Origin of the sequence: Aureliella helgolandensis (assembly GCF_007752135.1) — a bacterium.
Taxonomy (GTDB): Bacteria; Planctomycetota; Planctomycetia; order Pirellulales; family Pirellulaceae; genus Aureliella; species Aureliella helgolandensis.
This window is the reverse complement of sequence record NZ_CP036298.1, coordinates 1,739,999-1,752,775: the sequence shown is the minus strand read 5'-3', so window position 1 is coordinate 1,752,775 and position 12,777 is coordinate 1,739,999. Positions and strand designations below refer to the sequence as shown.

Here is a 12,777-nt window from a genome sequence, read left to right as displayed (position 1 = left end):
GGATTCCGTGCTCAGATCGCCGACTCGCCAGACTCGCATTTACCGCCGCAGCCCCCAACAGCCATCGATTCATGTCGACGAGCAAGCGAATTCCGGTTGCCCGAAACGCGCTCCGGATGGAATTCGCAATCGCTGTAGCTGGGTCTCAGCTGCCACCTGTGACAATGGCACTTTCCAACAGTTCCTTCAACCGCGTCGGATCTGTCGCAGAGACTTTTGCGACAAAGCCCCGTTTGTGCGCAAAGCGAACATCTTCGTGCGATTCGATTTGGGTGAAGTCCAAACGCGGACTGTCATTGTAACGCGTCAGCCCATACCCCTCGCCCCGCCGATCCGGACATACCAAAGCTTGGATTTCATTTTCCTTCCCTTCGCTTTCGATGAAAGCGTTGACACCAAAGGAAGGGTCCTCTGAAATCGTGTCACTCTTTTCCAGGAACAACGCTTGAATCGGTTCGCCAGCGGTTTCAATTAACCAGTACTGCCCATGCTTTTTGAGGTAATCGAGTCGCTCACGCAAGGACCTGACGTAGTTCACAATGTCTTCGCCCACCATGCACATGACTTGGTAGATAGGACTCTCAGGAGTGAGCTCAGCCTGCTTTGCAAATCGGTTCAGCAAAGTCATATCGAGTGGAGAATTTAGCTCCCCCAATGCCGTCCGAGGAATCCCCATCAACTTGGCGGCTTCATTGGGTCCTAAGGAATCGAGCCACTCGGCAGGACGGAGCCAGGCACAGAATGACAACGCGTCTTCATACAGTCCGATGCTTTGAAGCACCAGCGATAAGGCGCAAAGCGGGGGAGCATCGCGTGGGAACTGGTGATGATCAAAGTTGTTTTGTTCCGGATCGTGTGAGCTACCAACGTCGACTACGCAGATCAACGGATTGGCCAAGTCCTCGTCCGTGGGTTCACGTCGCTGGATCGGCACACCGTGCAAATATGCCAGCAGACTGCAGGCAAGGAAATCATCTTTGTGGGCGCTGCCCGGATGGGTCAATATCAACTGCACGGTCATGAAGTGCCATTTTTTAGATTGGAGAACAGGTTGGGTATCCGTGAGTACCAAACATATCGACAACTCGGATCGATGAAACCTGTAGCGCAAGAAAAAAAGGCACAGCCGATGGTGCTGGGCGCCAGCCCAAGGGGGCTAGCTCAAGCGGTCTACGGTGCAAGCCCTCAGCAGGGCCCGGTCGCACCGGGAATTGAGCCGTGAATGAATGCGAACCTGGGTGAATGAAACTACGCGCCGCCATTTACCTGGCCTTGCGTGCCAGCTTTCCAGCGTGAAGTTTTCCAGCGTGAAGTTTTGCTTCGTCGCTGGTCACCAGAGGAGCGGCACAAACCGCCAAGTCCGTTGCATATATCCCGCGTAGTCTGGGAAGTTTTTCATCAATTGCCGCTCCTCCAAACGCGATTTGGCCATCAGGACAATCAGCAGCATCCCCCACACACCGACCTTCCAGAAATGGAAGGGAGCGAAGACCAATGCTCCGCAAAAGAGCAACAGTGCTGCATACATGGGGTGCCGGATGAACCTGTATGGACCGGCGGTAACAAGCTGGGTGTCTGCCGTTACAGCGGGCATGAGCGAAACACGCTTGGGGCCAATGGCTGCGATTGCCCAAATGCCAAGCAGGATTCCAATCACCGCAACCACCGTCGGCCCACTGTCTTGCCAACTCCCGTTTCGCCAATTGAAAAATCCAGACAACACCAAGACGGATGCAGCAATGAACTGCAGCCCTACCAGCAGTCGGGCTGCTCCCAATCGACTTGCGGATACACCCTCATTCATGCAATCAGTCAGCCATTCTAGGGAAACCCGAGCGAAAATGGTGCGGCGGAACCGCTTCACGTTAGATTAGACCAAGATGCTTTCAAGGACATCTCTAGTACCGCGACTTTGCGGAAGTCTTATAGCCCGATCGAGCCCAGAGCAACGGGCCTTGCCCAGTATCCCGATATGCCCAGTATCCCGATATGTCGTGAATCGATTTCGCGGCCCCTCGAACCTAGCAGGTCGGCAATTGCGGCACGCGGAGCAACTCGAGAGGCTCCGCACGCTGCGCAAACAGCAGTCGGCCTCACTGGAGCCATCGTAAGGGAATAGCGCTGGGTTGGCAAATTGACCGCAGCCTCCCAGATCGAGATCATCGTCTTCGGCAAAGTGACACGCAACTTTATATTCCATGGTTTCCAATCCGTGGTGTTGAACTCAACGAATGTGTGCGTTCCAATCCCTAGAAATGGGCCCCCACAGAAAGAACGCCAGTAAGCACCACGCGCGTCATGCGTGGTCGTGGCATCAAAGCTCCTCAGAGGCACTCAGCCGGAAAATCCACACGAAACGCTTCGTTAGCATGGAAGCTGGGAACTTGCTTAGCCCATTACCGCTCACACTACACTGCACTACACACTCCACTACACACTCCACTACGATCATCCATTGATGGGCAATTCCTCAAGTGAAAACCAGCGATACGATCCCATTTCGAAGGGCAGATGATCCTCTCGGGGAGTCCGCCGCCAAGTCTTAACAAGCCGGTAACGCTTGCCTCTCGCTGTTGGGCCGCGTGGGCAGTAAGTAAATGGTGCCCACCGCCCCGAACTCGCTTGACCTGCAATCAAGCGTGGGCCTCTTGATAGCCCCGGCATCCAACCATTCGGTACTACTCGTTTCGTGGCAAGCTCAGGAAGCGTGGATGTTTTTCTCGGTATGCTCAAGGAAAAATCGCAGCGTTCCACAACTCGCACCCAGTCAACTCGCACCAAGTCTGGACCAGGTCACTTGAAAGCCAAGTCTCAATTTACGTGTCAGATTTGCGGAAAGTCGTTCCCGACGGCTCATGTCGTGCCAGCACGCTTTGTGCGTCCAGCGATTGTGGATGCAATCACCGTGGAGTACAAGAACTGGTCGAACGAAGGATACGTATGTCACGAGGACTTGAACCGCTACCGAAGCGAGTATGTGCAGAAGGTGCTCACGGAGGAGAAGGGCGAACTGTCTGACCTCGAACTGGAAGTGATCCGCAGCCTCAAAGAGCACGACATCCTTTCGCAGAATTTAGGTGCAGCTGAGTTTCAGGATTTTACACTCGGCGAGCGACTGGCCGATCGTGTCGCTAGTTTTGGTGGTAGCTGGACCTTTATTACCTTTTTCGCCAGCGTGCTGATCGTGTGGATTGCCATTAGCTCCATTGCGATGATCGGCAAGCCCTTCGATCCTACCCTTACATCCTGCTGAACCTAGTACTCTCTTGCTTGGCTGCGATACAAGCTCCGGTCATCATGATGAGCCAGAATCGCCAACAGGTCAAAGATCGGTTGCAGGCCGACAACGACTATCGCGTGAACTTGAAAGCGGAGTTGGAAATCCGTCATTTGCACGCCAAACTGGATTTACTCCTCACTCATCAATGGCAGCGTTTGCTGGAGATCCAACAAGTGCAGACCGATTTGCTCGAGGAGATTGGCAGTCGCCAATAGCCGGGGCATCGCGAGATGTTGCTATACTTGGCGGCACGCCCTGCATGGGCCGTGCTGCCTGCGTCCGACACGACAGCCACCCATCCTACGGACTCGCCCGACAAACTGAGGGGGCATCGCGAGCCTACCTGTAGCCAAATCCACTACAGCCCAATACAGTGGAATACACGAAAATCGCCGTCCGACGCTAATTCCCTGGCCCTAGGCTGCCAACCGGTGGTGCGTCGAGTTGCTTGCCCCCGAGCCCGCCAACACCAACCTACCGTCCTTCTGCTCTCCCTATTGCTCGAGTCGTGATATGCCTGCCTTCCCTAGGACCCTTTATCTTTGCATAGGTTGCGTACTGCTCCTCTCTTCCAGCGGCTCAGTCGGTGAGCAGGCATTGGCAGAATCGCCCAGCACGGACGTACCGGTCGATTTCTCACGCGACATTCGTCCGCTGCTCAGCGACAACTGTTTCAAATGTCATGGCCCGGATGAGGGAACACGCGAAGCCGATTTGCGACTCGATACTGAGCCGGGGCTGGCCCAAGCGATCACTCCTGGAGATGCGGCGGGCAGTTCGTTGGTCGAGCGAATCCTGTCGCACGATGATGACTTGCGGATGCCCCCTCAAGGTTCGAACAAGTCGTTGTCGGAAGAGGAGCAGCAGAGTTTGGTCGCATGGATTGAGCAGGGTGCTCAGTGGCAGCAGCACTGGTCATTCGTCTCTCCGGCGCTGCCCGAAATCCCCGACTGCCCAGCAAATCCAATCAACTCCGCTTCGGATCCTACGGCACGGGACCTGCCTGCGCCGTCGCCCAGCCAACAGGAAGAGGTGGACGACTGGTGCCGCAATGAAATAGATCGATTCATTCTTGCCAAGCTGACGGAAGTGGGACTTTCGCCCAGCCTCCCGGCGGAACCGCACACATTGGTACGCCGGCTTTATCTAGATCTTATCGGTTTGCCGCCGTCCCCCGAGGAAGCCAACGAGTGGATCGCGAGAGTTTGGCCCGACTACCCTCGCTCGCAACGGATGAAGGAAGAGGCCTACCAAGCATTGGTAACACACCTTTTGAACTCACCACACTACGGGGAGCGTTGGGCGCGACGTTGGCTGGACCTAGCCCGATACGCAGACACCAATGGGTATGAGAAAGATCGGGATCGGTCCATCTGGCCCTATCGAGACTGGGTGGTAAATGCACTGAACGCCGACATGCCCTTCGATCAGTTTACGATTGAGCAGTTAGCCGGAGACATGCTCCCCGGTGCTACGCAATCGCAGAGGATTGCTACCGGCTTTCACCGCAACACGATGCTCAACGAAGAGGGAGGCATTGATCCGCTAGAATTTCGCTACCATGCGATGACCGATCGAGTGGCCACGACGGGGACGACTTGGATGGGTTTGACACTGGGGTGCTGCCAGTGCCATACGCACAAATACGATCCCATCACGCACACCGAGTACTTTCAGATCATGGCGTTTCTGAACAACTCCGACGAACCGATGCTTGAATTGCCCGAAGAAAATTTCCAGAAGGAGTGGGCACAGAATCGAGCTCGCGGGGACAAGTTGTTAGCCGAATTATCCGAGCGACTGCAGGGAGAGGCTTGGCCACCGGTTCACTCCAAGGCCGCGGCGGACGCCAAGGCCGCGGATTCAAGTTCCACAGCACAGGCGGTTGCCAACGCCAACGCACCGCCGCAAAACACCCTGGAAACAGCCTTTGCACAGTGGCTGGAGGTAGAACGCGCGAATGCGATCGATTGGAGCAAGCTCCGGCCAATCCGGGCAAGTTCGAATCTGCCGATCCTTACAATACAGGACGATCACTCCATCTTTGCTTCGGGAGACACCGCCAAGCGAGACGATTACGTTATCGAGTTCGCACCTAGCGACGCACCAATTACCGCAATTCGACTGGAGTGCTTGCCCGACGACCGCCTGCCGGCCCGTGGCCCCGGGACGACGTACTACGAAGGCACGTTAGGGGATTTCTTCCTCACCGAACTGAAGGCGCGGAGTGGTGATGCGCCGCTACCGTTCCTTGGGGCCACCGAGTCGTATGCCAAAAATCGATTTGGAAGCAACCCGGTCTCGGCCGCCCTGGCCTTGGATGGGGACGTGCAGACGGGCTGGTCCGTGGATGGCCGGCAAGGCGAGCGGCACGTAGCAGTCTTCGCCTTGGAGCACCCTCTCGCACCAGGGCAACCAATTTCGATTCAAATGACCTTTGGACGACATTTCGCAAGCTCACTCGGCAGATTTCGCTTCAGCGCAGCCACCGCCCCCAGTAAAGATGTTCCTCAAGCGCGGGCTTACGCGGAGTCTACCGCACGCTTACTGCGATTACCCGCTGGCCAGTTGAGTGCAGCAGACCAGCAAATCTTATTGGAAGCGTTCCTGCTCTCCGCCCCTGAACTTGCGGACGAAACGGCTAAGATCCGAAAGCTACTGCAACGTCCGGAAGTAACCACAACCTTGGTGATGGCGGAGCGACCGAGTGGACACGACCGGCCGACCTTTCGGCATCATCGCGGAGAGTACTTGCAGCCGGAAGAAAGTGTGAAACCGGGCATTCCCGACATTTTGCCACCGCTCCCCGCAGGCGAGGAGGCCAATCGCTTGGGATTCGCACGTTGGCTGGTCACCGCTGAGAATCCATTGACAGCACGGGTTGCAGTGAATCGCCAATGGGAGGCGTTCTTCGGGACCGGTCTCGTCAAGACGGTCGACGATTTTGGTTTCCAGGGGGATTCGCCCTCGCACCCCCGCCTGCTGGATTGGCTGGCGGTAACCTTCCGTGAAACCGATGCCTGGTCTATGAAAAAACTCCACCGTCGATTGGTTTCTAGCGCAACCTATCGGCAAAGTTCCGTAGTGGATGAGAGTGGCGCGGTCATCGATCCCGAGAACCGTCTGCTCAGTCGGATGCCGAGATTTCGCTTAGATGCAGAGGTCATTCGCGATAGTCTCTTGGTGGTTTCCGGAGAGTTTTCGCCGGAACTCGGAGGCCCGCCGGTCAGACCGCTGCAACCCACTGGCGTTACGGAAGTGGCCTACGGAAACCCGACGTGGCAAGCCAGCTCGGGAGAGGCGCGCTACCGCCGTAGCCTGTACACGTTTGCTAAGAGAACGGCGCCTTTTGCCATGTTCGCCGCATTCGATGCACCTAGTGGCGAAGCCTGCTTGGCCAATCGCCCACGGAGCAACAGTCCGCTTCAGGCGCTAACGCTCCTGAATGATGTCATGCTGATCGACCTAGCTCGCGCAACGGGCAGGAAGTACGCCAGCCTGCGCGATGAAGAAGTCGCCGAGCATGAGACAGGCAAGTCCCAGGATTCTACGATAAACCCATTGCGGGCTAAACTCACCCTGCTTCATCGTGCACTAGTCGTGCGTCCTCCTACAGCGGAGGAACTCGATTTAGTTGAGCAGTTTTACGCTCAGCAATTGACGGCCTTTCGGTCCAACCCTCCCGAAGCCCGGGAGTTGCTCGGACCTCAGTTCGAGTTGTCCAGCTCCCCTGCAGCCGCGTCCACCAGCCCTGACACTACGACCACTGCAACTCGGGAGTTGTCAGAATCGGAGCGTGAGCGTCTAGCCGAAGTGGCTGCCTGGACAGCTACGGCACGCGCCATGTTTGCTATCGATGAAGTTCAATCTCGCGAGTAGGATTCGATTCGTTCCATGAAGTATTCTGTGTTGATTTCCCGAATCCCCCTACCGTTGCTGCTGTGCTTACTTCTGCTTCCTTGCCACGCGTGGAGCCAATCGCGGCCGGCAGATGTCGGTTCCGGTAGTAATGCAGCGTCTGTTACCGCGGTAGCTGAAGCAAACTCAGTATCTGCGGATGCAGTGTCGGAAGATGCAGTGTCGGGAGACGTAGTGTCGGGAGACGTAGTGTCGGGAGACGTAGTGTCGTCGGCTGACGCTGCGCAAGTAGCCGAGCCATTACAGAGCGTTGCGCCAGCGACAACTCCCATCCCCGAATTGCCTGCGGAGGGGGAGTCCGGCGGTGCACTGGCTCCAGCCAGCGATGCAAGCCCGCCTTTGATCACCAATGACGCGGTGCTACTAGGCCTGTTGCTGGCGATGTTGGGGGTCGTCTTCTGGACGAGTAGCAGCCCTAATCCGCGGTTGCAAACATTCTACAAGTATGTGCCGATGCTCCTTCTGTGCTACTTCCTGCCATCGCTGCTAACCCTGTTCGGTTTGGTCGACCCACACGCCTCCCAGCTCTACTACGTTGCCTCCCGCTATCTGTTGCCGGCGAGCCTAGTACTGCTGACCTTGAGTGTTGATCTGCGGGAAATCCTCAAACTGGGTCCCAAGGCACTGATTATGTTTTTGACAGGGACGCTGGGCGTCATCCTGGGAGGTCCACTGGCTATTTTGATTGTGGGCCTGTTTGCGCCCGGATTGGTCGGTGGAGAAGGACCGGATGCCGTTTGGCGAGGCATGACGACAGTGGCCGGTAGCTGGATTGGTGGCGGTGCGAACCAAGCTGCGATGAAAGAAGTGTTTGAACCCTCGGACCAGATCTACAGTGTGATGGTGACGGTCGACGTCTTGGTCGCAGAGTTTTGGATGATGTTTCTATTGCTGGGCATCGGGAAAGCCAAACAGATTGATGCGTGGTTCAAGGCGGATGCGTCGAGCGTGACGCGGCTGCAAAAAAAGATGGAAGCATTCAGCCTCAAATCCGCGAGGATCCCAACGGTTGCCGAGCTATTTGCCATATTAGCCGTTGGATTCGGATGCACGGCGATCTCCCATGCAGTAGCCGATTGGATAGCACCGTGGATCAAACTCAACGCTCCCTATCTCAGCGCGCTGAGCCTCGATTCCGCATTCTTCTGGCTCATTATTTTGGCCACCACGTTAGGTGTCGGCCTGTCGTTCACACCGCTGCGCAATTTGGAAGGTGCGGGAGCCTCCAAACTGGGAACGGTGTTTATCTTCATCCTGGTGGCAACGATTGGCTTGGGGATGGATCTATCCGCGATCGTGACCTACGGTGGGCTGTTTATCGTGGGCTTGGTATGGATGGCGATCCATGTACTACTGCTGGTGGTGGTAGGCTATTGGATTCGCTCACCATTCTTCTTCCTGGCCGTTGGCAGCAAAGCCAATATTGGCGGCGCGGCGAGCGCACCGGTGATTGCCGCCGCGTTCCATCCCGCTTTGGCTCCGGTAGGAGTGCTGCTCGCAGTCATGGGATACGTGCTGGGAACGTACGGAGCCTGGCTGTGCGGATTGATGATGCGAGCCATCGCCGAGCCGGGTGCAGGCTAGTATTCCGCCAAGGCGATCGCGCCGAGGAAACTAGGCGACGTGCTGGGCTGTTAGGGATTGCTCCACTGTCGACAGGTCGTGCATCACCATCGAGCGGACCAATTCCGGCAATTGCATTTTAGCACTCCAGGCCAATTTTTCGCGGGCCAGTGAACTATCTGCGGCAACGGCTGCCGCATCGCAAGAACGGCGGAGTGCGGGAGCGGTTTTCACATGAGCTTCCCAATCTAACCCGATGACATCAAAGGCAAGCTCTGCAAATTCAGCGATCGAGTGGGTTTTCCCAGTTCCAATCACAAAGTCCTCAGGATCGTTGGCCTGCAACATGCGCCACATCGCATCGACATAGTCGCCCGCAAAGCCCCAATCGCGACGAGCTTGCAGATTCCCCAGTTCGATATAGTCGCTCAATCCACAGGCAATTTTGGCAACCCCCTGAGCAATTTTCCGAGTTACAAACTTTGCTGGACGGAGTGGTGATTCATGATTGAAAAGGATCGCATTCGTGGCGAACAGCCCATACTCTTCGCGGTAGCTCGATACCAGCCACCGCGAGGCAGCCTTGTTAATTCCATAGGGTGTGATGGGCTTCATCACGGTCTGTTCATTCGCCGACGGTGACGCGGCATGACCAAAGATCTCGCGCGAGCAGGCGTTGAGAAAGCGCGAGTGTGGGCATTCACTACGGATCGCCTCCAACATGTGCACCGTCAACGAGTAATTGGATTCGATATTGGCCGCCGGGTCCAACCATCCATTGGGAATAAAGCTGTCGGCAGCTAGGTGGTAGATTTCATCGGGGGCCGTCTCCTCGAGCAGAGCTCGCCACGCTGCACCTTGGCAGGCTGGCTGCCGATGGAACTTTAAGTTGGCATTCGGGGATGTCCCCTCCAAGTGGGGCAGACTAGCTCGATGCGATCGCGACAAACCGTGCACGATATAACCTCGCTGGAGCAGCAGTTCAGCCAGATACGCCCCATCCTGCCCGGAAATCCCAGTCACAAGTGCTGTTGGCATCGTCGATAACTTCCATGTCTTAAAGTAGGCTGTTAGCGACTAAATCCTAGACGCATACATCGAATAACGTTTACCATCGTTGTAGCTGTGGGGCAATTGGCTACCGGGACTATAGGAAACAAGCTCCAGCCCTGTAAAGGCGGATGTTCCTCCCGACAACCACGCGAGATCGCGAGCCGAGCCAGTTGACTAAAGCCCCTTGGCGGTCGCACCACCTGCCCCTGGACGATGCTTCTGGGGCACTTCAAGGTTGAAACGCGGCAATCCACCGGTTAATTCACTAGGTAATTAGACACAGCACTAGCGATGGCGTTGACCGCAACTCGTTTTTTCAACGATAATCAGCGGACTAGATCTTAATGCAGAAGCAAAAAACCGGGAGAGCCCCAAGTTGTCGTTAGCGATTGAAGAAGACCTGAAAACATACTGCTTGACCACTGCGCAAAAGGCCAAGCAGGCCTCGCGCCAGCTAGGCAGCCTACTGACCGCCCAAAAGGACGCATGGTTGTTGGCCAGTGCCGATGCGCTCGAAGCAGCCACCGACGAAATCCTGGCACAGAACGCTCGAGATTTGTCCGCTGCACCCGAGTACGGCCTGAGTCCTGCGGCCTTGGACCGTCTACGGCTGACCCCAGATCGCATTGCAGCTATTGCGCATTCCCTTCGCGAAATTGCGGCCCTACGCGACCCCATCGGTCAAACACTCGACGGAAGTGTCCGTCCCAATGGCTTGGAGATTCGCAAGGTCAGCGTGCCGCTGGGGACAGTGTTCTTCATCTACGAGTCGCGTCCAAACGTAACGGTGGATGCAGCAGCAATCTGCGTCAAGAGTGGCAATGCGGTGATTCTACGAGGCGGTAAAGAGGCGCGTTATTCGTCGGCCGCCATGGTTGCCGTACTGGCGCGAACCGCCGAAGAGTGTGGTATTCCCCCCAATGCTGTGCAGTTGGTTGAAACGATCGATCGCGATGCGGTGGGCTACTTTCTGTCGCTCTCCGATCTCATCGATGTCGCGATCCCTCGGGGTGGCAAGGGCTTGATTGAGCGGGTGGTGGCCGAAGCGCGCATGCCTGTGATTAAGCACTACGACGGCAACTGCCATGTGTATCTCCATGAATCAGCCGACGAGGCCATGGCGGTGGACATTGTTGTCAATTCCAAATGCCAGCGGATGGGGGTCTGCAATGCATGCGAGAGTCTGCTGGTGGATCGCAAAGTTGCTAAGCAACTGCTGCCCAAGGTCTGCCAGGCATTGACCGAGCAAGGAATCGAGTTGCGTGGCGATCCCGAAACTTGTCAATTGGTGCCAGCCGCCAAGGCCGCGAGTGAAGACGATTGGTGGGCGGAGTACCTGGGGCCGACGATCAGTATCAAAGTCGTGGATGGCATCGAGCAAGCGATCGAGCATATCAATCACTATGGCTCCCATCACACCGATGCCATTGTCGCCTCAACTTTGGCAGCCGCCCAAGCCTTTACTGCGGCAATCGATTCCAGTGCAGTAATCGTCAATGCAAGCACTCGATTTAATGATGGAGGCGCTTTCGGACTGGGCGCTGAGATTGGCATCAGCACTGACAAGTTCCATGCGCGTGGACCTTGCGGTTTGAGCGAACTGACCACCTACAAATATCTAGTGCACGGTAACGGCCAGATTCGAAATTAAACGCTAGGAAGGCAGTGATGGAAGACGACTCGCTAAACCGCGACGAAGTGGAAGACCTGCTACGCTCAATGGATTCCGATGAAGAAGCCCCTGCTTCGGCCGGTGAGATGCCAGATGCCGCCGAGGCCGAAGCACGGGCGGACGCCATCCTTTCCAATCGCAAGCCGCCGGGTAGGCAACGGGTTGTATCCTACGATTTCAAGCGGCCGGAACGGGTGGGCAAGGAGCAGATGCGCGCCCTGCAATCGCTGCACGAAGGATTTGCCCGGAACTTCGGGGCGTCGATTTCCGCACTGCTGCGAACGATTGTCGAATCCAAGTTGATTAGCGTCGACCAGCTCACCTACAGCGAGTTTGTCTACAGCCTCGAAATTCCCACCTGCTTCAACCTACTGCGCCCCACCCCGCTGGATGGCAACTGGATTCTCGACCTGAGCCCTTCCATCCTGTACCCCATCATCGATCGGATGCTGGGCGGTACCGCCTCCACCGACTCAACGCTGAAACGCCCGCTAAGCGATATTGAATTGCGTCTCACCAGTCGCATTACGAATACGTTCCTCCGCGAACTGGCTCGCGCGTGGGCGAATACGGTCGCTCTGGAACTCGAACTGGAACGTGTGGAAAGCAATCCACAATTAGTCCAAATCGTGCCTCCCAACGAAGTGGTAGTGCTGGTGAGCTTCGAGCTTACGATGGGTAAATCGCGAGGGATGGTCAACCTGTGCATCCCCTTCAATACGATCGAACGGATCGGTTCGAAACTCTCCAACAACAGCTGGATTGGCTATACCTCTTCGCGCAGTTCCAAGGAATCGCAAGACCGGCTTAAGGACCTGCTGGGCGAGTCAAAAGTAGAATTGGTAGTGAACTTGGCCAGCTCCACCATTCACGCGGTCGATTTAATGCACCTGCAGGTGGGTGACATCGTCACGACGGAGACGGACATCAACACTCCGCTGGAAATCCTGGTGGAGGGAGTTGGAAAATTTGAAGGCAAGGCGGGGGCCTTTAAAGGGAAAAAGGCCGTAGAAGTGCTGCAAGTCGTCCCCCGCAAACAGAATCCTCCAGCGGGTTGAGGCACTTCTCCTTAAGACTTAGTTGAGCCTTGTTGAGAGAGCCCTGTTGAGATAGTGTCCCGCGAGTGAGCCAGGAAGAGCGGTTGCCGCTACCGGTCGATTGTGCTTGCTATCGCTTAAGGCAATACGGAAACCACTCGCAAATCAATCGGCAAGCCTGCGCAGTGCGGGGTACTCTTTCTTCAATCGCCTTAGAAACGCAATTCTTAAAAATGCAATCACCCGCCAAGCAA

Annotated in this window: 9 protein-coding genes; 6 read left to right on the top strand and 3 right to left on the bottom strand. The window is 56.1% G+C overall.

Annotated elements, in window-relative coordinates; genetic code table 11:
* Window positions 1-145: 145 nt before the first annotated feature.
* Both Q31a_RS06245 and Q31a_RS06240 read right to left on the bottom strand, forming a co-directional pair.
* The gene (locus tag Q31a_RS06245; protein WP_145075552.1) at window positions 146-1,021 is read right to left on the bottom strand and encodes an MYG1 family protein; all 876 of its coding nucleotides are present in this window, start codon (window positions 1,019-1,021) and stop codon (window positions 146-148) included.
* A gap of 309 nt (window positions 1,022-1,330) precedes the next feature.
* Window positions 1,331-1,804 carry a methyltransferase family protein gene (locus tag Q31a_RS06240; protein WP_145075549.1) on the bottom strand — a complete coding sequence of 158 codons (474 nt, stop codon included), beginning with the start codon at window positions 1,802-1,804 and terminating at the stop codon, window positions 1,331-1,333.
* A gap of 885 nt (window positions 1,805-2,689) precedes the next feature.
* On the opposite strand from Q31a_RS06240, the gene Q31a_RS29975 reads away from it, so the two are divergent.
* The 4 genes from Q31a_RS29975 (at window position 2,690) to Q31a_RS06225 (ending at window position 8,782) form a co-directional block, all read left to right on the top strand.
* On the top strand, window positions 2,690-3,253 hold the full coding sequence (locus Q31a_RS29975) for a DUF1003 domain-containing protein (RefSeq protein ID WP_231691086.1): 564 nt from the start codon (window positions 2,690-2,692) through the stop codon (window positions 3,251-3,253).
* 17 nt (window positions 3,254-3,270) lie between these two features.
* On the top strand, window positions 3,271-3,495 hold the full coding sequence (locus Q31a_RS29970) for a DUF1003 domain-containing protein (RefSeq protein ID WP_197356307.1): 225 nt from the start codon (window positions 3,271-3,273) through the stop codon (window positions 3,493-3,495).
* A gap of 382 nt (window positions 3,496-3,877) precedes the next feature.
* Window positions 3,878-7,159: a PSD1 and planctomycete cytochrome C domain-containing protein gene (locus Q31a_RS06230; RefSeq protein ID WP_231691085.1), complete on the top strand. Its 3,282-nt coding sequence runs from the start codon at window positions 3,878-3,880 to the stop codon at window positions 7,157-7,159.
* A gap of 15 nt (window positions 7,160-7,174) precedes the next feature.
* Window positions 7,175-8,782 carry a DUF819 family protein gene (locus Q31a_RS06225; RefSeq protein WP_197356305.1) on the top strand — a complete coding sequence of 536 codons (1,608 nt, stop codon included), beginning with the start codon at window positions 7,175-7,177 and terminating at the stop codon, window positions 8,780-8,782.
* A 30-nt stretch (window positions 8,783-8,812) separates the two neighbouring features.
* On the opposite strand, the gene Q31a_RS06220 is transcribed toward Q31a_RS06225, so the two are convergent.
* Window positions 8,813-9,799, bottom strand: a complete 987-nt coding sequence (locus tag Q31a_RS06220) for a GDP-mannose 4,6-dehydratase (protein ID WP_145075543.1) — start codon at window positions 9,797-9,799, stop codon at window positions 8,813-8,815.
* Between the two features lie 391 nt (window positions 9,800-10,190).
* On the opposite strand from Q31a_RS06220, the gene Q31a_RS06215 reads away from it, so the two are divergent.
* Together Q31a_RS06215 and fliM are read left to right on the top strand one after the other, a co-directional pair.
* Window positions 10,191-11,465 carry a glutamate-5-semialdehyde dehydrogenase gene (locus Q31a_RS06215; RefSeq protein WP_145075538.1) on the top strand — a complete coding sequence of 425 codons (1,275 nt, stop codon included), beginning with the start codon at window positions 10,191-10,193 and terminating at the stop codon, window positions 11,463-11,465.
* A 17-nt stretch (window positions 11,466-11,482) separates the two neighbouring features.
* Complete coding sequence (gene fliM, locus Q31a_RS06210) at window positions 11,483-12,544, top strand: flagellar motor switch protein FliM (protein ID WP_145075535.1); 1,062 nt, start codon at window positions 11,483-11,485, stop codon at window positions 12,542-12,544.
* The last annotated feature ends 233 nt before the right edge of the window (window positions 12,545-12,777 follow it).